This is a genomic window from Nitrincola salilacus (assembly GCF_046271865.1).
Lineage (GTDB): Bacteria > Pseudomonadota > Gammaproteobacteria > Pseudomonadales > Balneatricaceae > Nitrincola > Nitrincola salilacus.
On sequence record NZ_CP176580.1, the window covers coordinates 648029 to 669793 of the forward strand.

Here is a 21765-nt window from a genome sequence, read left to right on the forward strand (position 1 = left end):
TCAGGTATTCTGCCAAAGCTTTCTGAGGTAAACTGGAGCGCCCGTTCAAATGTTGAACGGGCGTTTTTTATTTAATCATCTACGGAATTAAATGTGCTATGTCAGTGCAGCCCGTTCTGCTGTCGGTAGCAGGTCTCAGCAAAATTTATGAATTATATGACCAACCGCATCAGCGACTGTTGAGCTATTTTCTTCCAGCCCGGGGTTCAAAAGGGCGTAAGTTTACGGCACTGGATTCGGCTGGTTTTGAACTCAAGCGTGGTGAAACCCTTGGCGTCATCGGCCGTAATGGCTCAGGTAAGTCAACACTGCTGCAGATGATCAGCGGTACACTGGAGCCTACAGCTGGTACTATCCAGGTCAATGGCCGAATCGCTGCGCTGCTCGAGCTTGGCGCAGGCTTTAACCCCGAGTTCACAGGCCGTGAGAATGCGCGGCTTAATGCGTCTATCTATGGCCTGACGCAAGATGAGATCGAAAGTCGTCTTGATTCCATCATAAAGTTCTCTGGTATTGGTGACTTTATCGATCAGCCGGTACAGCACTATTCCAGCGGAATGTTTGTGCGCCTGGCATTTTCTGTTATTGCACATGTCGATGCAGATATTCTGATTATTGATGAAGCCCTCGCGGTGGGTGATGCGCTGTTTGCACAAAAGTGCATGCGCTATCTTGAATCCTTTCGTAAGCAGGGTGGTGCCATTCTATTTGTCAGCCATGATGCCGGCGCCGTAACGCGCTTGTGTGAGCGAGCCTTGTGGTTGGATAAAGGCCGGCAGATGGTCCTGGGTAACGCCAAGTCTGTTACCGAGCGCTATCTTGAACATCTCTATTCTGAACAACAGGATGTGAGCATGAGTGCGGGTGATCGTGCAGCAGAAGCCTTGTCTGTGCCTGCCTCACCCACTTCTTTCGATGATGATGCGCTTGTTTTGTCAGCCGACCTGTCTGTCTCGGGAATGTCTGAGCTCTGGCATGACGCGCGCGCTGATCTTTTGTTGAACTCCAACCTGCGTAATGAGTTGCAGGTGTTTCGCTTTGATCCGGATGGCAGTGCGTTTGGAACAGGGCAGGTGGAGTTGAAGGATGTCTGTTTTCGTGATCAGCAGAATCGACCACTCTCCTGGCTGGTTGGTGGCTCGCCGGTTAAGTTCGAAGTCTGTTTTGAGTCAAGTGCTTCGCTGTCGAGTATCATTGTCGGGTTTCTGGTTAAAAACCGCCTGGGGCAGGTTATTTTCGGCGAGAACAACTGTCTGTTTCATGAGGATGCCCCGGTTGATGTTCAGCCAGGGCAGATTTATCGTGCGACTTTCAGTCTGACCATGCCTTTTCTGGCAGAGGGCGAGTATGTCGTGTCGGTAGGGGTTGCATCGGGTACACAGCAGAATCATGTGCAGCATTGCTGGCGGCATGATGCGTTGGTCTTTTCGGTCAGTCCAAGTCATATCGTGCATGGTTTGATGGGGGTGCCGGTTTCGGCTTGTGATATCACTCCGCTCAACATTGTGAATGAGGTAGTGAACCCGAGTATGGCGAAGGAGGAGCTTTCGTGATTGTAGAGCAGCATAGCACACGCAGAAATGCTCCCTTTGCCGCCTTACGGCGAGCCTGGCAGTTCAGAGAGTTAATATCAGGTATGGCGAAGCGTGAGGTGCTGGGGCGTTACAAAGGCTCATGGTTGGGCCTGGTGTGGACGCTTCTTACCCCGTTGCTGCTGTTGCTGGTTTACATGTTTGTATTCGGTGTGATTTTTCAGGCACGCTGGCCGCAGTCTGAAGGCGTTGATGGTAATTTTGCAGCTTTACTTTTCTGTGGCATCATCGCTTTTTTCATGTTTTCTGAAGTGCTGACCCGATCACCACGTTTGATTGTGGATAACGCCAACTATGTGAAAAAAGTGGTTTTCCCGCTCGATGCCTTGATCTGGGTTGCAGTGGCGACTGCATTGTTCCATTTTCTGATCTCCTTTGTGGTGCTGCTTGGCTTTGTTCTTGTATCAGGTGTTGGGGTGAGTGTTTACTTGCTTTATTTCCCAGTAATTACAGGTCTTCTGGTCGTATTTTTGTTGGGGCTCTCCTGGTTTTTGAGTGCGCTGGGTGTGTATATTCGTGATGTCAGTTATATCGCCGGTTTTTTGTCCACAGCGCTGCTGTTTCTGAGTCCGGTTTTTTATCCCGCCAGTGCGGTGCCAGAGAGTTTCAGAATACTGATGGACCTGAATCCTCTGACCTTTTATATCGAGGCTTTTCGCAGTGTTGCGGTACTCAAACAGGCTCCTGACTATATGAGTATGTTGTTGGCAACAGCAGTTTCCTTAGGTGTGTTTGCGCTCGGATACTGGTTTTTTCAACGAGTACGTAAAGGATTTGCAGATGTGCTTTGATCCCCCTTTTTTTACTGGCTTTACAAGGATGCGGTATGAGCAGTGAGGCAGCGGATATGAATATTGAGCAGGATCGACAGGGTCGCTTGCTGGTTGTATCGCCGAACGAGTGCCTGTTGCCGGGGTTTGAAGGCTACGATTGTGTTCATCTGAAGTATCAGTTCGTGCAGGGGCCGTCCCCTGATGGTCTGTCTGCCTGGTGGGCAGCCGACGAGGTAGGCCATGGAGTGCATCAGGCTTGTGTGCTGGAGCATTGTCATGCGCTCGAGGGAGGCTATCAACAGCAGGCCCTGAACCGTCTTTTTTCTGGTTTACTGCTGCGCTACCGCCCAGATGCCATCGTTATAGTGGGGCTGCATGGTTGTACGCTGGATCTGTCGCGAATTGCCAGTTTGATGGGTGTGCCTGCCGCGTTGGTTCTGGATCAGTCTGCTGATTCTCTTTTTGCTGAGCTGGATCGGGCTACAAGTTGCTGGGTAAGAGATGCGCTGTCGCGGGCAGTACTGGTGAGCAGCCTTGTGAAGCAAACCGGGTTCTGGCAATCCAGCTTGTCGGGTTTGTCTGAGCATGTGGATCCAGCTGTTCTGCCAGCAAAGTTGGCTGAACATATCTCTTCCCAAGCACATCACAATAGCTTTGATTATGCACTGTATGAGTTCTGTCAGCGTGATCATCCACTTCTGGTACAGATGCAGATGGCAGATACTCGCCATTTTCAGGGCTGTGAAGCAGTGCTCGATCTTGGTTGTGGGGCAGGAATATTCCTGGATCTGTTGCGTCGTCAGCAAATTGGTGCGATAGGTGTTGAGCGAGATCCTGCGATTGCCGAATATGGTAGAGGCATGGGATTGGATATCATCACCGAAGATGCGATCCATTTTCTGGAGCATCAGACACATCAGTTTGATGGCATCTATTGTGCGCATTTTGTTGAACATCTGCCTTTTGAAGTCGTCAGAAAACTGATCACGCTGCTGGCCGCGCGCCTGCAGGATAACGGTGTGCTGGTATTGGTGTTTCCTGATCCTGAGTCGATCCGTTCACAGTTGCTGGGTTTCTGGCGAGATCCGGAGCATGTTCGCTTTTACCACCCCGAGCTGGTCATGACGGTGGCGCGTGCCGAAGGCCTGGAGTGTGAATGGAGCAGCTATGATGAGCAACCCCATGAGGTCGTACCTTTTGAGGTGTCCCCCGAGCCATTGAGTCAGATTGAGCCAATGACGCTTCCAGTGATCGATACGGATGCCACCTATGGCGTCTGGGATAAACTGATGCGCCGCCTGGGTCTTGTGTCGGGCCGGCGCTATCGTGCGCTGGAGCAGCAGATGCGGGATACTCAGCAGGTATTGCTGAATCATGCCCAGCAACAACAACAGCAGTTGAGTGAAGTGGCCAATAGAACCGAACGCTTGTGGTCTGTTAATAAAACCTGGGCCTGGTCGGATAATGTGGTACTGAAACTGAGGAAGCGATCGCAGTGAGTGAGCAGACAAAACAGCGCCCGTTGGATGTGATTATTCCTGTTTACCGCAATCTAGAGGTGACTCAGCGCTGTATTGAGTCTGTGTTCGCATCCGGATTGGGTGCTGACGTGAATCTGCTGGTGGTGGATGATGCCTCACCTGAGCCGGAACTCTCTGCCTGGTGTGATCTCCTTGCCAGTCAGGGTAAGATAACGCTGTTACGCAATGAGCAGAATCAGGGGTTTGTCGTGTCGGTCAATCGTGCGATGCAGCAGAACCCTGAACATGACGTTGTGCTACTGAACAGTGACACTCAGGTAAGCGGAGATTGGCTTCAACGTTTGCAGGCTGCAGCTGCCTCACATCCGCGTATTGCGACCGTGACGCCTTTTTCGAATAATGCCACCATCTGTTCCTATCCGCTGTTTTGCCAGTCTTCCGGGTTGCCGCAGGGGATGCCACTGACAGACCTGGATCAGTTGTTTGCGCAGGCTAATGCCGGACACTATCCTGAGTTGCCGACAGGTGTTGGCTTCTGTCTTTATATCCGTCGTGATGCGCTGGATGAGCTGGGCTACTTCGATGAAGAGGCTTTTGGGCGTGGCTATGGCGAGGAGACGGACTTCTGCATGAGAGCCAGCCGGGCTGGCTGGCAGAATCGTCTGTGTGGTGATCTGTTTGTTTATCATGAGGGGGCCGTCAGTTTTGGTCAGGATCGTGATGAGCGGATTGTGCAGGCAGAACAGATTATGCAAGCGCGCTATCCGGAGTATGGTCAGCAGGTTTCGATGTTTGTAGATCAGGATCCTTTACGCACGCTGCGCGACAAGGTGGATCTGCTGCGACTGTCTTTGCCTGAGCAGGCGATAGGTGTCGTGAACGATCAGTATCAGCACAGAGAGTGGCTGCTTGCGGGTTTTACAAGAGCCAAGGCGCAGCTCAATCAGGATCTTCAGCAAACCTGTGATGCGCTGTCTCATACGCAGCAGCTATTGAGTGAATCAAGAGATGCATTTGCCGAGACTGACAAGGCACTGGCGGATGCACAGAAGATCGTCAGGGATTATGAGCAGACGTTGACCGAGCTGAATCAGCGATGGTTTGTGCGTGTCGGACGTCTGTTTGATATCAAGTTATGGATCAGCAAGTTTTCAGGAAAATTATGACTTCTAACGTACATACCTACACCAGTATCACGGCAAACTACCTGCCCAAGGCGCGTGTTCTGGCAGAATCGATCAAGCGTGTTGATCCGTCAGTCACCTTTCATCTGGTGTTGTCTGATGACCTGCCCAGCGGCTTTGACCTGACGCAGGAACCCTTTGATAACGTGATTCTGGCGGATGATCTGCCCATAGAAAATTTCCGCCCCTGGGTGTTCTCGCATACGGTTGTTGAGCTGTGCACTGCGGTAAAAGGGTTGGCGCTGGAAACAATTTTCGATAAGTATGGCGCTGATAAGGTGTTCTATTTTGATCCGGATATGGCGGTTTTCTCGCGTCTGGATGAGTTGAGCAGCTTGCTGGATCAGCACAGCACGCTTCTGACACCTCATCAGACTGAGCCTGAAAGCAGTGTTGCCGCTATCATGGATAATGAGATGGCGAGCCTCAAGTATGGAGTGTTCAATCTCGGGTTCGTGGGTGTTCGTAACAGTCCTGAAGGCCGCCGTTTCTCGCGCTGGTGGGCCGATCGCTTGCTGCAGTTCTGTCATGATGATCACCCGCGGGGCCTGTTCACTGATCAGAAGTGGGTTAACCTTGCCCCCTGTTTCTTTGAAGATATCAAGGTTCTGCGTTCGCCCGCGTTCAATGTTGCGACCTGGAATCTGACCAACCGTAAGGCAACTGGCACGATGGCCGATGGTGTGTTGATCAACGACGAGCCGCTGGGCTTTTACCATTTCTCCGGTTTTGACAGCGGCGCTCAGGAGATCATGCTGAACAAGTATGGCGAGAACAGTCCAGCCCTGTATGAGCTGCGTAACTGGTATATCGCCGAATGTGAGCGCCATGGCCAGTCTGCTCTGGGTAAGTTGCCGTCCAAATTTGCGCACTTTGATGATGGCTCTGTCATCAGCAAGGCACATCGCCTGTTGTATCGTGAGCGTCTCGATCTACAGAAGGCATTCCCTGATCCTTTTGCCACCGCTAAAGGCGGCTATAAGGAATGGTTTGCCAACAATGCCAGCCAGACGCAGGACTTCCGGGTGTTGTCGGTGGATGCCAATGCGAGCTTCAGGGATGTGGTGCAGGATATGAGCAGCTTCTTTCATCAAACGGCCTATTCCGGTAAAGCCAATAGCTGGCCGAAACGTCAGATGCTGAGATTGATGGCAGGGCTGCTTAACTTTGGTGTGCGTTTGATCAAATGATACTGGCCGATCCCGACAGCCAGGTTAAGGTACAGGCAGAGGAAACTACCCGCTGGCATATTGTGCTGGTAGCCTTCGCGGGTGAGGAGTTGTCGCTGACGGATACGTTGGCGCAGATCCGGCAGCAGTCATTGGATGATAGCGGATTGCAGTTGCTTTGCACCGATACCCCTGCATTGCATGCCGCTGCTGGCGATTATCCGGTTCATTTTGAACTGCCTGTTGCACCTTCGCTGGATAACTACTGGTTGACGTTGCTGCGCCTGCTGCCTCAGGATGCGCCTGTTCTGATCCTGCGCGCAGGGTGTCATCTACCGCAATACTGGGATGCTCGCCTGATGGCGGTGGCTGATCAGTCTCCGGCATTGACGGTTATCTCGCCACTGAATGTGACTGAGCCTTTCTTCGCGCTGTTGAACGCTAAGTTGTTGAGCGCTAAGCTGTTGAACGCTAAACAGAACCAGCCGCTTTTAATGTCAGTCGATGCGCTGGATCAGTGGCGCGCCTGCTACAGTGAAGGGGGGGCATTTGATGTGCCGGCAATCTCTGGCGCTGCGACTTTGATTCAACCCGGTATTTCTGATTGCCTCTCAGCGGGTCTGTCTAACGACGCTGAGCTGATGGCGAAACTCAGGCAGCAGGGGGCCGGTGTGATCTGCACCGATCAACTGGTGGTGGATGACAGCCGTGTGGGTATCCGCCCCGACAGCAAGGCTTTTGCCAATGAGGTGGAGCAACAGTCGCTGGGTGATGCTCATCCACTGACCGGTATGCGCCATGCCTTGACCGAGTTGGTTGAGCGTCAGGAGCTGCCAGCACAGTTGATCGACTGCAAGCCCGTCATGCTGCATATCAGCCATAGCTGGGGTGGTGGGCTGGGTCGCTGGGTGGAGGACTATATTGCCGCCGATGACACGCATAACCACCTGGTGCTTCGCTCTATCGGCCAGTGGGATGCGTTCGGGCATGCCGTGGCGCTTTATCCGTCGGCCAGAATGGATGTGCCGATCAAGACCTGGCCACTGGCGTTGCCGATTGTGTCCACCGTGGCGAAGCACCATCAGTACAGTCGTGTGCTTGAGCATATTGTTGAGCGTTATCGCATCAGTGCCGTGATGGTGTCATCTCTGATCGGCCACTCACTGGATGCGTTGCGCACCACGTTGCCGACCTTGTTTGTCTGCCATGATTTTTATCCCTTCTGCCCGGCGCTGGTGGCTACCTTTGACTCGCCGTGTGTTAGCTGTGATGCGAAGGCGCTGAAGAAGTGTCGCCAGGAAAACACGCATCATCGGTTTTTCCCTACAGAAGCGGATGAGCATTGGCTGGCTTTGCGTCAGCAGTTCAGTCAGGCGCTGCTGGCACCTGAGGTGGTACTGGTGGCACCTTCGGCATCTGTACCTGCGCGACTGAAGCAGCTTGAGCCCGCACTTCAGGATAAAGCGTGCCATATCATTGAACATGGCTTAACCGATAAGCTTGTCGAGCATCTGTCGCTGGCACGAGAGCGAGCAGCAGAGCATTCATCGGAACTTTTATCAGGGCTTTCATCAAAGCACCCATCAGAACTTTTATCAGAACGTAGGACAGCACGCCTGCGAGTGGTGATTCTGGGTAGTCTTGCTCAGCACAAAGGGGCGGGCATACTTGATGGCATATTGGACGAGCTGGATGTATTTGCCGACCTCTGGCTGCTGGGGGCTGGTGACGATGGTCGTCGCTATGACAAGCGTACGAATGTCACGGTGATCCCCTGGTATGATCGGGACTCTCTGGGTGAGCATCTGGTTAGCATCAATCCTGATATTGGTCTGTTGTTGTCGAATGTGCCGGAAACCTTCAGCTATACATTGAGTGAACTCTGGGCGGCGGCTGTACCTGTGCTGGCAACCCGCTTGGGTGCATTTGCTGATCGTATTGAGCCGGGCCGTAATGGCTGGTTGGCAGATCCCGACAGCCGGAGTGTTCTTGCACAACTGCAGTCAATCAACGAGCATCGTGCCGAATTGTCAGAGGTGACCGCTTATTTGCAACGGGCACCTGTTCGCAGCAGTCATGATATGATTCAGAGCTATAATCAATTGCTGCCAAGCGCCAGGGATCTGCCTCTGGCCACATGGCTGGATTGTCGTGGATCGCTCATAGGTTCTCCGCGCTCGGCTCAAGAGGCAAAAGCGTTGTATATAGACCATCAGACACCTTATCGCAGGGTGCTGGTGGAATTTCTTGAGTATACCGCGGGTAAGCTGGGTCGCTCTCCACGATTACCTCGTGTCATCAGGCGGCTGGTTTCGAAAGTCATTCGTAAGCTTAGCCAACTGCTACGGTGATAGTGCGGCTGGCTGGTTATTGTCGAGCTGGTCAGGTATCGCAAGTGGGTATGAGCAGATACAGGATTCAGGACGGCTGGAGTGAATGGGTCAGGGTGTGCCAAGTGATGCATGATCGTCAACAGGTTCCAGGAGGGTGATCATGCCTGCGAAAGATGGTGCCAGTGCCAGTAACGTCAGAGCCAGTGTTTGCCTGGCTTCCTTCAATGGTGAGGCTTATATCGCCTCCCAGGTCAGCTCAATTCTGGAGCAACTGGGTGATAAGGATGAGCTGATTATCTCCGATAATGGCTCCACAGATGCAACGCTCGATATCGTCTATGGTTTTCAGGATGGCCGCATCCGTATATTCAACTGCACTGTTCCCGGTCCTGCGGCTAATTTCAATCATGCTTTGATGCAGGCACGAGGTGAGTTCATCTTTCTCGCGGATCAGGATGATATCTGGTATGACACCCGGCTTGCTTTATGTCTGGAGCAGCTGTGCGAGTACGATCTGGTGGTGACCGATTGCAAAGTTGTTAACGAACAGCTGACCCCCATGTACCCTTCTTTTTTTCAGCTGCGTGGCTCAGGCCCAGGTTTGCTGAAAAACCTTATGCGCAACAGTTATCAGGGTTGTTGTATGGCATTCAATCGCCACATCCTGGAAGCCAGCCTCCCGATTCCGTCCAATGTTCCGATGCATGACTGGTGGATCGGTTTGGTAGCCGAGCGTGTTGGCCGTGTTTGTTTTTTGCCGGTTCCACTGCTTTTCTATCGTCGTCATTTGTCGAGTGCCAGCCATACAGCGGGAAAATCCACTGCTGGATGGCTCACTCAACTACGCTGGCGCTGGGTGTTGATAGGGCATTTAATGGTGTTGCAGCGATGATGGCAGCCACCATCGGCAGGGGTAATTCCAACAATGATCGTCTAAGAGTGCTGGTGTGTCTGGCAGCCTATCAGGGGATGCAGTGGTTGCCTGAGCAGGTGGATTCCATACTGGCGCAGCAGGGTGTTGAAGTGACATTGCTGGTCAGTATTGATCCCTCTACTGATGGCACTCAGGCATGGTTTGAGGCTCTGGCCGCGCAGCGGGATAATGTTCATCTGTTGCCGACCCAGCAGCGCTTCGGCTGCGCCGCCGCCAATTTTTTCCGCCTGCTGCGTGATGCGGATGTTCCTGCTTATGATTTGATCAGTCTGGCTGATCAGGATGATATCTGGTTACCGGATAAGCTGCTTCGGGCCGCTGCTTATCTTGAGCAGCATCCTGAAGTTGATGCCTATTCGAGCAATGTACTGGCGTTCTGGCCAGACGGTCGGCAGCGTCTGGTCCGCAAGGCCCAACCGCAGGTATCCTGGGATCACCTGTTTGAAGCCCCTGGGCCTGGTTGTACGTTTGTGATGCGCTCAGAGCCTGTGAGCCGGTTGCAGCACTACTGCAGTGAGCATGAGCGGACGCTCGGTGAGGTGGTGTCGCATGACTGGTTTATCTATGCCTGGTTTAGAGCACAGGGGCTGAAGTGGTTTATAGATCCAGAACCGGGCCTGCGTTACCGCCAGCACGACAGTAATGAGCTGGGCATGAATCGTGGCCTGGCTGCCTATCGGAGCCGTCTTAACAAGGTGCTCAAAGGTGAATGGTTTGCTCAGGCGGCGCTGATCGCCAGACTCACTGACGTGGAAAAGGAGCCTTTCGTCCGGCAGTGGATATCGCTCAGACCTGCGGGTTTCTTCTATCTGGCACTCAGACCACACCTTTGCCGGCGGCGTTGGCGTGATCGCCTGGCTTTCTCAATGCTGTGTCTGCTGCGCTGTTTTGTTACAAGGCGTTCTGGTCGCGTATAGTCAGCTTACACCTTTGGGTTGCTCTTTTGAAAAACGATCAGCTCTTGCCCACACAGGCGCCCAGGGGCGTCGAGAAGTCGTAAACCGTGCTCTTTTCCGATACTTATGAAGTAGGCCTTATCGATCAGCATGACCTGCTCATTACCGAAAATATTCCGCTCTCCTACACCCTGTGAGTCCGGGAAAAATGCTCCCACTTCATCCAGGGTATGAATGGAAAATACCGCCACACCGCCAGCCCGCAATACGCGAACCGTTTCCACAAAATAGTGGCGCATATCCTCTTCGTAAAGGTGCGTGAAGATCGATGCTCCAATCGCCAGATCAATTGAATCATCACCAACCGGAAATCGATAGTCCTGAACCTTCACAGTGCCGCCTGGGTTGTACATTGACGAGTGCCCATCAAAATGCTCGAACCGGAATCTGTCTCCGTAAACTCTGGCAAACTCTCGCTGGCACCATTTTATCGCTGGCAAATAGATGTCGAAACCGATATAGCGAAGCGCAGGATTGATCGCCAGGAAGCGTGCCATCTTGCCTACGCCGCAACCAATATCCAGAACAGTTGGCTCGCTCATTGCCGGTTGGTATCGCGCGCATGCGGCTGACCATGCCGAGCCGATATACATGAATCGATCAAGTTCAGGACCGCTGACTGCTGCGCGAAGAAGTTGATTTGGCAGGGGCAGTTCCAGCGGGTTGTACGTGAATATATCGTCGTTGCATTCAGTAACACCCCTGCTCAACCAATCTGCGGGTTGTGCCACAGCAGGGGGTGACGGCTCCACGTCTACCGCAGCGCATGATTTTTCTGACTCTCCCGATTGCCCGGGTCGATTGAAATAAGACAGGATTCTCGATATCACCTCAACCTCGCTGGAGTTATGTTGATATATGGCGAATGAGCAGGGTGTATCCTGTTGACTGATTACTATCAGGCCTCAATCATAGAGGGATGCACTATGGCTGAGTCTATCCTAAAGACTACTGCGCAGCCAGAGGGGTCGGTCGCTGGTTGCACTTGGTTCTCTTGTCTTTCAGAAACCGTTTCTCGAAGAAGTGCCAGCTTGCAGCAGATAGAAGCACGGTGCAAATAAGTGTCATGGCCAAGAGTCTGTTCTTGTCGGACCAGTCAAATCGGAGCAACGTAAGCAACACCGGCATGTGCCATAGATAGAGCCCATAGCTGATTTTTCCAAGATATAGAAACGGCCGAAAAGGCGATAGTAGTCTTCTGGACAGGGGTAAGGTAAGGCAGATGGCGAGTACCGAGGCAAAACTGAATGCCAGTGCAGTCCTCCACAGACCTATCATCATGTGGTCATCCCAGTAGTTGGAAGTATTCCAGTAAGATGTCCATGTCAGGTAAATGCATACTGTTGCGCTCGTACTCCAAAGGGCGGTATTGATCCACCCGGGCTGCAGGCGTTTGGCCAGTGTGCTGTATCGGTATCCAGTCATGAGTAGGGCGAATGCTATCCCCAGACCAAACGCATCCAGCGAGCCGGGAAGCTGGCTGCTGTAGACATACTGCACATGTGTGCTTGAGATGCCTGGAGTGAAAACAAGTGTGGTCACAAGTCGGTAGGTGATGGCTGTCCCGATAAAAAGCAGCAAAAGTTTGATAGGGTGTGTTCTTGCCAGCCAGGGAGTGATAAAGGCAATCATAAGATAGAACTGCATCTCTAGCGCCACCGACCAGTTCGGTCCATTAATTGACCCATGGGTTTCAGGAAGTAGGTTGTGAATAAAGAACAGGTGTGTGAATAGGTGTGCCAGAGCGGCTTTATAACCCTGTAAAAGTGCTGATGGATCAACCAGGATCAAATAGATCAGCAGTGTACAGAAGTAAAGAGGTGCGATTCTCATCCAGCGACGCTGAATGTAATTTGCGATGAAAAGGGTTCCGCTGCGCTCATGCTCTTTAAGGGCGGTGAGCGTGATGACAAAGCCGCTGATGACGAAAAACAGATCGACGCCAATCCAGCCAGCCCTGAACAGGAGAAACCACCAACCTTCGACTGGGAAGTCTGTCCATTCACTGATTACGATCACATGGTATACGATGACAAGTATCGCAGCGAAGGCGCGAAGCAGGTCAATCAGCGGGAAAAAGTGGGAATTATCCGATCCCTGTTGCGCCTGTAAAATCCCTTTACTCATCTTTACATTTACTCTGGTTTAAGGGTTTGCCTAAGTGAATCTCTCCAATGCGGTATGGTCAGGTTGAAGGTCTGTTTGATCTTCTGTTTATTGAGCAGGCTGTAATGTGGTCGTGCGGCCGCTGTGGGATAGTCTTTGCTCTCGATGGGGCTGACAGCACATTGCAGCTGTTCTATCTCAAAGATGGCTGAAGCGAAATCATACCAGCTGGCGACGCCCTCATTGCTGTAGTGAAACACTTCGCCCGTCTGACTGTGAAGGATGGGGCTGCTGCAGATGCTCAGGATGGCGCTGGCAAGATCACGCGCCTGAGTGGGCGTGCCGACTTGATCAAAGATCACATTCAGATTGTCACGTTCAGCACCCAGTCTGAGCATGGTGCTGAGAAAATTCTGCCCATATTCTGAATAGAGCCAGCTGGTACGGATGATGACACCTCTTGTACCTATCTCCTGGATCGCCTGCTCACCGAGTAGTTTAGTGTGCCCATAAACAGATTGAGGGTTTGCCGCATCGCTTTCCAGATAAGGGCGGTGCTGAACGCCATCGAACACATAGTCGGTTGAGATATGAATCAATACCGCATGCTGACTTTTGACATGTGCAGCGATGCGCGCAACGGCCAGGTGATTCAGTTGATCTGCCAGATCCGGTTCGGACTCAGCCTTGTCCACGGCGGTGTAGGCCGCGCAGTTGATGACGATATCAAACTGATGTGCCTTGAAGAAGGCATCGATGGCAGCCGGGTCGCAGAGATCAACCTCTTCGCGGTCTATCAGGCATACCTCGAAAGGGCTGGCATCCTGAGTCATTGCCTGCAGAGACCGTCCGAGCTGACCTTTGGCGCCGGTAATCAGTAGTCTTGGATTAGTCATGATAGCTCTCAGTCATGTTAGCTCAGTCATGGTAATAGTTTTTGTTATAGCTGAAGGCTGTCTCCAACTGATTCAGTGTCGGTTGCTGGCGATCTTTGTCCGATAGTCTGAGTTCATGCTCTGGCAGCAACCAGTTTATATCCAGTGTAGCATCATCGAATGCCAAGCCTCTATCGCACTCAGGAGAGTAGTAAGCGTCCACTTTGTAGCAGAAGGTTGCTGTTTCGCTCAATACGACAAAGCCATGTGCAAAGCCTCTGGGTACGAATAGCTGGTGTTTATTTTCTTCACTCAACTCGACAGCAACATGCTGCCCGAAGGTCGGGCTGCCTGCGCGGATATCCACGGCTACGTCCAGTACACAGCCTTGTGTCACGCGAACCAGTTTGCTCTGGGCGTGTGGTGGAGTCTGAAAATGCAGCCCGCGTAAAACCCCCCGGATGGATTTTGACTCATTATCCTGAATGAAGTTGACTGCATAGCCTGTAGCCTCCTCAAACAGATCCTGACGAAAAGTCTCGGCAAAGTAGCCACGATGATCGCCATGTATTCTGGGCTCTATCAGAATCACTTCGGGGATGGCTTGAGGGGTGAATTTCACGTGTGACGCCCCTCTTTTGCACGACGCAGCAGATACTGGCCATACTGATTCTTAGCCAGAGGCTGTGCAAGATCGATCAATTGCTGTTTGCTGATGTAGCCCATCTCATAGGCGATCTCTTCCAGGCAGGCGATTTTCAGCCCCTGTCTCTTTTCGATGATTTCGATGAATGCCGCGGCTTCAAGCAGGCTTTCATGGGTGCCAGTATCCAGCCAGGCAAAGCCGCGTCCCATCAGTTCGACTTTGAGGCGATCTTCAGCCAGATACATCTGGTTGACGCTGGTGATCTCAAGCTCGCCACGATGTGATGGCACCACCTGCAGTGCTTTCTGGATCACATCGTTGGGATAGAAATAGAGCCCGGTAACGGCATAGTTGGATTTTGGCTCTGCAGGCTTCTCTTCAATGCTGATGGCATTACCCTGTTCATCAAACTCTGCGACACCATAGCGTTCCGGATCGTTGACATGGTAGCCGAATACGGTTGCCTTGTTCTCGCTGCGCGCATTCTTGACCGCGTTATCCAGCATCGGTTTGAGATCATGGCCGTAGTAGATGTTGTCACCGAGAATAAGACAGGCATCGTCCGTACCGATAAAGTCGGCACCCAGTATAAAGGCCTGTGCCAGCCCGTCCGGTGAGGGTTGTACCACGTAGCTCAGTTGAATGCCGAGCTCAGAGCCATCGCCCAGCAGGCGCTTGAAGCTGTCCTGATCCTCGGGTGTGGTGATCAGCAGTATTTCGCGGATACCCGCCAGCATCAGTACCGACAGGGGATAATAGATCATCGGTTTGTCATAGACCGGAACCAACTGCTTGGAGATACCGCGAGTGATCGGATAAAGCCGTGTGCCACTGCCACCGGCCAGAATAATGCCTTTCATCGGTTATGCTCCCAGTCTTTCCAGTTGATAGCTGCCATCCAGCACACGTTGCCACCAGGTCGGGTTATCCAGATACCAACGAACGGTCTTTTCGATGCCTGTTTCAAAGGTTTCCTGTGGCCGCCAGCCCAGTTCCTGCTCAATTTTAGATGCATCAATCGCATAGCGGACATCATGCCCGGGGCGGTCGGTGACAAAACTGATCAACTCGCGATAGCTGCCGAGTGCTTCCGGTCGGCGCTCAGGGGCCAGCTCATCCAACAGGTCGCAGATGATTTCGACCACCTGCAGGTTCTGCATCTCATTATGACCGCCGATATTGTAAGTTTCTCCTGGCGCACCTTTGATCAGTACCTGATGCAGTGCGCGGGCATGGTCATCAACATAGAGCCAGTCTCTGATCTGCTGTCCATTACCATACACGGGCAGCGGCTTGCCATGCAGGGCATTGATGATCATGTGCGGGATCAGCTTCTCGGGGAAGTGGCGTGGGCCGTAGTTGTTGGAGCAGTTGGTGACCAGGATAGGCAAGCCGTAGGTTCTCTGCCAGGCTCTGACCAGATGATCGGAGCTGGCTTTACTGGCGGAGTAGGGCGAGCTGGGTGAGTAGGGCGTGTTCTCGGTAAAGAGGTCTTTCGTACCTTCCAGATCACCATAGACCTCATCAGTGGAGATGTGGTGAAAGCGGAAACTCGCCTGGCCAGCTGTGTCCAGTCCTTTCCAGTACTGGCGAGCGGCCTCAAGTAGGGTATAGGTGCCGACAATGTTGGTTTCGATAAAGGCGGCTGGGCCATCAATGGAGCGATCAACATGGCTTTCGGCGGCCAGGTGCATGATGGCATCCGGCTGATGTTGGGTCAGTATCTGATCAAGTGCCTGCCGATTGCAGATATCCGCCTGAATAAAATGGTAGCGGTGATTGTCGGCCAGATCTGCCAGTGATTCGGGATTGCCGGCATAGGTCAGCTTGTCGAGATTGATAACGCTGTCCTGCGTATTCAGCAGCAGATGACGAATAACAGCAGAACCGATAAAACCGGCGCCGCCGGTAACAACTATTTTCATGGCAAGGGGTCCATGTCTTAAGCAGGAAAATACACGTGCTGCAGTTTAACCTTTTCTGCGTTGATCAACCAGCAAAGGCTTCCTTACTGAGCGTTGATGCTTGCTCGATAAGCCGCTTCACGTTGATGGCCGATTACGCGCTGGTGGTTGATCTGGCGCTTGAGTTCATTGCGCTTTGCCTGCGAAAAGCCGGTGTGGCGAATGAATCTGGAATCATCACCGGATAGTGCCAGGGTGCCGATGCCATCCGGGCAGATGGCATTAATGTGATCCCGGTCATCACCTCTGGCATGAAAAAGGCAGCTTTCTTCAGTATCTTCCGGGCTCAAAAGATCGCGAATTGGCTCTGAGCTGCAATAGGTCTCAGAAACGTGTCGCACCAGTGTCGGCAGTAGGTCTTTCTGGTGGTATGGCTGGGTAATCTCATGGGCAGTGTGCTGATCAGAAATGACCAGCGCGGGAATCAGGGCGGCAGTCTCCTTGCCAATAATACGATTCTCGGCCGAAGAGATGGGGATCATTGCGCGGTGATCGCTGACAATCACCAGTAGCCCGTTCTCAAAAAAACCTGAGTCTCTGAGTTGCAGATAGAACTCATATGCGGTGTCATCCATAAAGCGAAAAACTGCTTCCTCGCTTCGCTCTCCAGTATAGGGGTGCACAAATGGATGGTGGGATGAGACGTTTTCGACTGTTACAAAGAAAGGATTCGGTTCCAGCATCAGGTCGCTGATATAATTCATGGAGCGTTCATAGAGCACGTCATCCGGGACAGCGTCGAAGTGCAGGCGAGGGTGGCCCTCATAGCCTGCGTAGTCATGCCCTTCAAGGAAGTCAAACCCTATGCTCTCAAGCCACTTGTCTTTGTGCGAAAAGGCAAGGTTTCCGGATGTCAGAAATGCAGTATGGTACCCCTCCTGATTGAGCAGATTGGGTAGGGTGTCCGGTTTGCCCCAGGCGGTCTCAAACGGCATGACGCTGAAAAAACGCTTGATGGGCGAAATGAACTCTATCCCAGCCAGCAGTGAGATAAGGCCTTCATTGGTGGTAAATCCGCCGGCAAAATAGCGCTTATAGGCGAGGTTCTCCAGGGCGAGCTGATCCAGTTTCGGTGTCCAGTTATTGATGCCGCTCCAGTACTGGCTCTGGTAGGGCGACCAGGACTCAAGAATCAGCAGTACGATATTCTGTTGCTGGTCTCTACCTTGTCTGCACTCCTCCTCGGCGATATCGAGGTTAGCAAGCTGATCAAACATTTTTTCCGAGTAGGGCTCTGCCACGCCAGGTGTCGTGTTGGCCATCACAACATTACGCAATGCCCAGTCGTGAACATAAGAAGTGGGCTGCAGGGTAAAACCACTGAGCACACCAACTGCAGGCAGAATCATCAGAGCCATGAAAGAGCGGCACTGATGTGCTCTTCTCGGGGGTGTCAGAGCCGTCAGCAGTACCCATGCAGATGCCAGTGCCAGCAGCTGAGAATTTTCGCGCAACAAGGTGGTGCTTTGCACGTGCCGCCAGATCAGGCTGAGCTGATCACCATATTGTCGGATGTCACCGATCATCAGGCGGGTAAAAAACTGCTGCATGATCGCTATATCGAACATGTAGAAAAGTACGCCAGTCAGTGCCAGCAGTCGAACAGGGAGGTATAGGTATTTGGTGCGAAGTAAAAATGAGCTCAGGAATATTAAAAGCAGTCCGCTGAGATAAATGATGTCATGAGCCAGCAGGGTCATGGTGAAGCAGCCGTCACATCCGACAACGTCACCGAAAATGGCATCTACATAAAGGTCTCGTGTCAGAAACGCCAGTACAAGCAGTGCTGAAAATGAGATGATCAGGCAGAAATCCCACGCCCTGAGCAGGCTGTTTTTATATTTGCTGATTTTCATGGCGCAGTCGGTGTCCAGGTGTTGATCCGGTAATATGTTGATCCGGAAATGGTAAAGCAGACACTCATCAGAAATAGACTGTTAGATCAGAATGAGTATCCAGATAGCTGTTGCCAGTAGGATTGTAAGTAGTACCGCCGCAGAGCCAGCATCCTTCGCTTTGCCGCTGAGTTCACTATGCTCAGTACCGATACGATCAACCACCGCTTCAATCGACGAATTCAGCAGTTCTACAATCAAAACCAATATCAGGCTGGATAGCAGTAGTGCGCGCTCAACCCCGGTTAATTCGAAAAAGAATATCCAGGGTGCAAGCAGCAGGCAGGCTACGACTTCCTGACGAAAGGCTGCTTCTGTCTGCCAGGTTGAGCGTAGACCCTTCCATGAGTAACGCGCTGCGGCAACGATACGTGTGATGCCTGTTTTGCCGGGTTTCATCAGTTGGTTTTCTGCTGCGTCCAGTGGGTGTGAAGGTTTATGGCCTGCTGCAGCTTGGGAAGCTGGTTCATGGAGATCAGTTGTGCATACGCCAGTGGTGTGGCGCTGGCTTTACGCAGCTTCAACCAGACATCATCAGTCGCGTTGTTCAGTGCCTGCTCGTCCACACAGTAGATACCGTTGACAGGATGAACTTCCTCGCCCTGATTCAGCGTTAATTCCCAAGGCTTCAACAGGTTCGCTTCTGCCAGCACATTGACGGCGATCTGAGTCGCTTCACGATTTTGCTCTACCTGGCTGAGAAACTCGATCACACTCTGCATGACAGGTGATGGTTTTCCCTGTTCATCAAAGAAGGACTCTCCTTCTCCTGCCTCGGCGATCAGACCACAGTCCTGGTCGATGCAGAGCACTTTTTTGGGATGGTTGTCGGGTTTCAGCAGTTTGAAAGGATGGCAGCGAAGATCGACAGGTACATAGTCTCCGAGCCAGTTGCCGTCTGGCATGATGAAGTAGTTGATGCCGGGTTGCATGGATGTCATGGCGACCATCATGAAGCGGTCCGCGACCTTGATGAACCCCAGTGGGAGAGAACTGGCAAGTTTGGCAACTTCACTGCCGACGACCGGTATCAGATTACGCTGCGAGGCAAACGCGAAGTTGTCGACGCGCTTCCAGGATTTGTTTGAAAATTCATCTGGAGTCACGATGTGCATCTGAGCCATGGAAATCCTGTCCTCTATTATCACACTATTGTCATTGCAAACGCGGAATTCTAGCAGAAGATGGCGCTTTTTATAAACACTAGTCGTTCCAGTTGTGGATAATGTTCTAAAATATCCTGTGAAGCAGCGTGGATACAGATGGATCTGAGAAGAGGAATTCAGAACGGATGAGTATCAGAGTGTGTTGGCCATTGAATATGGTAAAGGTAGTCTTGTGGTTATTGCTGGTCTGTTCAACACAGGCCTATGCCGAAATCTGTTCGATACTGCGCGAGGATGCCTCGGTTCGAGTCAGCTATGTGTACGATGCTGATACTGTTCGGCTGGATAATGGTGAGCGGGTCAGGGTATTGGGTATCGATGCACCTGAATTAGCGCGCGACGATCAGCCGGATGAGCCATTTTCAGTTGAAGGGCGCGACTTCCTGAGGGAGTTGCTGGCCGAGCATGATAACCGTGTTCTGCTGCATTATGGCTCTGATACACATGATCAATACGGTCGGCGTCTGGCCTGGTTGTTTTTGCCTGACGGCAGTAATGTACAGCGTTTGCTGCTGGAGCAGGGGTTGGTGATGCAGGTGTTTGTGTCACCGAATCTGGATTATGCAGATTGCCTGATGCTGCATGAGCAGGGAGCCAGGCTTGCAAGGCGTGGCATCTGGTCGCAGACTGAGTACCATCCTGGCATCGATAGTGTCATGGTGCCAGAGTCGACGCGAGGGGCCGCTATTGTAAAGGGTGAGGTTGTGCGTGTCGGTGAGAGCCGCGACAATATATGGATCAATCTTGAAGGCGGTGTGGCATTGCAGATCAGACGGGACAATATGGGTGTGTTTGCAGACCTGAATCTTGAGAAGTTGAAAGGTAAACTGTTGCGTGCCCGGGGGTGGCTGGTCAAGGAGGAGCGACCTCATCATCAGTGGCGTATGAGGTTGGATGACCGGCGCTCATTGGAATTTCTGAATTAGCATTGTGTCCGGTGTGTGCCATGTGCGGCCCAGCCCCGCAGTATCACTGGCGTTATCGACTTCTGTGTCGTTATACTGGAGACAAACCGGGCAAACTCAGTACAGGGATTTGAGATAAGTGGCGCCGCGCAGAATCTCCTATGCAGACAAACGTGTTCTATTGATAGAAAGCAGCGGCAATATGCGGGCCACCATCGTGCATATGCTGCGTGAGCTGGGTATCCAGAACATTCAGGCGATGACCGTTAATGAACGGGTGCTGGATATTGTTCAGGAAGAGCACTTTGATATCATTCTGTTGGGTCATAACAGCAGTGATAAAGTCACCGGGATACAACTGCTTGAGGAGGCCCGCTATCGAGGCTACATACGGCCTACATCTGGCTGGATCTTCATGACCAGTGACTCTTCGCAGCAGGTGGTGTTGCACGCGATTGACAGCAACCCGGATTCGCTGATTACCAAACCCTTTTCCATCGAAGATCTCAAACACCGTATTGATGCACTTGTGGCTAAGAAGCAGGCACTCAGGCCAGCCGATCAGGCGCTTGAGGCGGGAGATCTGGAGCGTGCCGTGCTTCATTGTGATGATATACCACCCTCGGACCCTTGTTATGATTTCGCACAGCGTCTGAAATCGGAGCTTCTGCTGCAACTGGGGCGTCCTGAAGAGGCGTACGAAGCCCTGGAAAAACGTTTCTGGCAAACCTCTGATAAAGATACCGGTCTGGTACTGGCCAAGGCGTTGCTGAAGCTGGACAGACTGGCTGATGGTCGTGAAGTGTTGATGGGGCTGGTGGAAAGCTACCCGTTGTTTGTGCCGGCGCTGGATCTGCTGGCCAAGGTGCATGAGCTCAACGGTGATCTTGCGATGGCGCGTGAGGTGCTGCAGGAGGCGGCTTCAAAATCCCCTCTGGGAATCCCTCGGCAAATGGAGCTGGGCCGGGTCGCAACCCAGGTCAAGGCTCTGAAGCTGGCTGAGGGTGCCTATCGACGCTCAATCACGCTGGGGCGCAGCAGTTGTTATCGCTCACCTGAACCCTATCTGAAACTGGCTAATATCCGACGTCTGGAGATGAAGGATGCGGATAAGAAAGCCAGAATTCTGTTGCATAACGAGCTGGATGAGTTGCTGAACCATGCCGAGTTCTCTTTCCCGAAGGATCAGGAGTTCAAAGTCAGAAGTGCGTTATTGCGTGCACAGGCGTGCCAGGAAAGTGGTGAAATCAATGAAGCCGAGCGGTTTTTAAAACAGGCCAGTCAATGCAACCACCAATTAAGTCAGCCTCTGGATCTGAAACGCGAAGTGGTGTTGCTGTCGGGTGATGATGTGCCTATTCTGGAACCTGTCAAAGAGTCAGAGGCAAAGAAAAAATCCACAACAAAAGTGGTGCGCGACGAAGTGATGAGCGACAAGGTCAATCTGCTCGGCGTGAGGCACTATATGGCTGGCAAACTGAATCAGGCGCTGCGCTATTTCAACCTGGCAATGGAATACAACCCGGCTAACGGCGTGGCGATGATCAACCTTGCTCAGCTCTATCTTGAGGCTGCGCGTGATAGTGAAAACAAACGGGAGGAACGACTGAAGATGGTAGGTCGTTTTTTGCTTCTGGCCGATAGAGTTCCTCTGGCACCTGCAGCAAAAGTCAGGCAATCTCAATTGCGTAAGCTGACCAGACTGCCGGTCAGTGATATGCCGTCAGGAACACTGGGTGCCTTGTTGCGTTGACCCTTTTGCCGTACTGAAGTGTGTGCTGATGCA

Annotated in this window: 19 protein-coding genes; 10 read left to right on the plus strand and 9 right to left on the minus strand. The window is 52.2% G+C overall.

All coding sequences use genetic code 11. The features are described from left to right. Window positions 1–98: 98 nt before the first annotated feature. The 8 genes from ACK3CJ_RS03015 (at window position 99) to ACK3CJ_RS03050 (ending at window position 10383) form a co-directional block, all read left to right on the plus strand. Window positions 99–1553 carry an ABC transporter ATP-binding protein gene (locus tag ACK3CJ_RS03015; protein ID WP_409524926.1) on the plus strand — a complete coding sequence of 485 codons (1455 nt, stop codon included), beginning with the start codon at window positions 99–101 and terminating at the stop codon, window positions 1551–1553. Next, complete coding sequence (locus ACK3CJ_RS03020) at window positions 1550–2383, plus strand: ABC transporter permease (protein ID WP_409524927.1); 834 nt, start codon at window positions 1550–1552, stop codon at window positions 2381–2383. The genes ACK3CJ_RS03015 and ACK3CJ_RS03020 overlap by 4 nt, the downstream gene beginning before the upstream one ends. A gap of 35 nt (window positions 2384–2418) precedes the next feature. Further along, window positions 2419–3864 (plus strand): class I SAM-dependent methyltransferase, encoded by a 1446-nt coding sequence (locus ACK3CJ_RS03025; RefSeq protein WP_409524928.1) that lies wholly within the window; start codon window positions 2419–2421, stop codon window positions 3862–3864. Continuing rightward, on the plus strand, window positions 3861–5012 hold the full coding sequence (locus ACK3CJ_RS03030; protein WP_409524929.1) for a glycosyltransferase family 2 protein: 1152 nt from the start codon (window positions 3861–3863) through the stop codon (window positions 5010–5012). Before ACK3CJ_RS03025 ends, ACK3CJ_RS03030 begins: the two co-directional genes overlap by 4 nt. Beyond that, window positions 5009–6220, plus strand: a complete 1212-nt coding sequence (locus ACK3CJ_RS03035; protein ID WP_409524930.1) for a hypothetical protein — start codon at window positions 5009–5011, stop codon at window positions 6218–6220. The genes ACK3CJ_RS03030 and ACK3CJ_RS03035 overlap by 4 nt, the downstream gene beginning before the upstream one ends. Then, window positions 6217–8550: a glycosyltransferase gene (locus tag ACK3CJ_RS03040; RefSeq protein ID WP_409524931.1), complete on the plus strand. Its 2334-nt coding sequence runs from the start codon at window positions 6217–6219 to the stop codon at window positions 8548–8550. Before ACK3CJ_RS03035 ends, ACK3CJ_RS03040 begins: the two co-directional genes overlap by 4 nt. A 142-nt stretch (window positions 8551–8692) precedes the next feature. Beyond that, window positions 8693–9424, plus strand: coding sequence for a glycosyltransferase family 2 protein (locus tag ACK3CJ_RS03045; RefSeq protein WP_409524932.1), 732 nt, complete (start codon window positions 8693–8695; stop codon window positions 9422–9424). Beyond that, complete coding sequence (locus tag ACK3CJ_RS03050) at window positions 9361–10383, plus strand: glycosyltransferase (protein WP_409524933.1); 1023 nt, start codon at window positions 9361–9363, stop codon at window positions 10381–10383. Before ACK3CJ_RS03045 ends, ACK3CJ_RS03050 begins: the two co-directional genes overlap by 64 nt. 5 nt (window positions 10384–10388) lie before the next feature. Here the strand turns inward: ACK3CJ_RS03050 and ACK3CJ_RS03055 are convergent, their stop codons facing one another. From ACK3CJ_RS03055 to ACK3CJ_RS03095, 9 genes are all read right to left on the minus strand, one after another. Continuing rightward, the gene (locus ACK3CJ_RS03055) at window positions 10389–10964 is read right to left on the minus strand and encodes a class I SAM-dependent methyltransferase (protein ID WP_409524934.1); all 576 of its coding nucleotides are present in this window, start codon (window positions 10962–10964) and stop codon (window positions 10389–10391) included. Between the two features lie 406 nt (window positions 10965–11370). After that, on the minus strand, window positions 11371–12549 hold the full coding sequence (locus ACK3CJ_RS03060) for an acyltransferase family protein (RefSeq protein ID WP_409524935.1): 1179 nt from the start codon (window positions 12547–12549) through the stop codon (window positions 11371–11373). A gap of 8 nt (window positions 12550–12557) precedes the next feature. Continuing rightward, complete coding sequence (gene rfbD, locus ACK3CJ_RS03065) at window positions 12558–13424, minus strand: dTDP-4-dehydrorhamnose reductase (protein WP_409524936.1); 867 nt, start codon at window positions 13422–13424, stop codon at window positions 12558–12560. Window positions 13425–13446: 22 nt separating this feature from the next. Further along, window positions 13447–14025, minus strand: coding sequence for a dTDP-4-dehydrorhamnose 3,5-epimerase (rfbC, locus tag ACK3CJ_RS03070; protein ID WP_409524937.1), 579 nt, complete (start codon window positions 14023–14025; stop codon window positions 13447–13449). Then, window positions 14022–14909, minus strand: coding sequence for a glucose-1-phosphate thymidylyltransferase RfbA (gene rfbA, locus ACK3CJ_RS03075; RefSeq protein ID WP_409524938.1), 888 nt, complete (start codon window positions 14907–14909; stop codon window positions 14022–14024). Before rfbA ends, rfbC begins: the two co-directional genes overlap by 4 nt. 3 nt (window positions 14910–14912) lie before the next feature. Continuing rightward, on the minus strand, window positions 14913–15974 hold the full coding sequence (rfbB, locus tag ACK3CJ_RS03080) for a dTDP-glucose 4,6-dehydratase (RefSeq protein WP_409524939.1): 1062 nt from the start codon (window positions 15972–15974) through the stop codon (window positions 14913–14915). Window positions 15975–16057: 83 nt separating this feature from the next. Beyond that, window positions 16058–17869 (minus strand): LTA synthase family protein, encoded by a 1812-nt coding sequence (locus tag ACK3CJ_RS03085; RefSeq protein ID WP_409524940.1) that lies wholly within the window; start codon window positions 17867–17869, stop codon window positions 16058–16060. A gap of 81 nt (window positions 17870–17950) precedes the next feature. Beyond that, window positions 17951–18307 carry a diacylglycerol kinase gene (locus ACK3CJ_RS03090; RefSeq protein WP_409524941.1) on the minus strand — a complete coding sequence of 119 codons (357 nt, stop codon included), beginning with the start codon at window positions 18305–18307 and terminating at the stop codon, window positions 17951–17953. Continuing rightward, window positions 18307–19032, minus strand: a complete 726-nt coding sequence (locus tag ACK3CJ_RS03095) for a SapC family protein (RefSeq protein WP_409524942.1) — start codon at window positions 19030–19032, stop codon at window positions 18307–18309. The genes ACK3CJ_RS03090 and ACK3CJ_RS03095 overlap by 1 nt, the downstream gene beginning before the upstream one ends. A gap of 167 nt (window positions 19033–19199) precedes the next feature. On the opposite strand from ACK3CJ_RS03095, the gene ACK3CJ_RS03100 reads away from it, so the two are divergent. Both ACK3CJ_RS03100 and ACK3CJ_RS03105 read left to right on the plus strand, forming a co-directional pair. Further along, complete coding sequence (locus ACK3CJ_RS03100) at window positions 19200–20000, plus strand: thermonuclease family protein (RefSeq protein WP_409524943.1); 801 nt, start codon at window positions 19200–19202, stop codon at window positions 19998–20000. Window positions 20001–20118: 118 nt separating this feature from the next. Then, window positions 20119–21732, plus strand: a complete 1614-nt coding sequence (locus ACK3CJ_RS03105) for a response regulator (RefSeq protein ID WP_409524944.1) — start codon at window positions 20119–20121, stop codon at window positions 21730–21732. The last annotated feature ends 33 nt before the right edge of the window (window positions 21733–21765 follow it).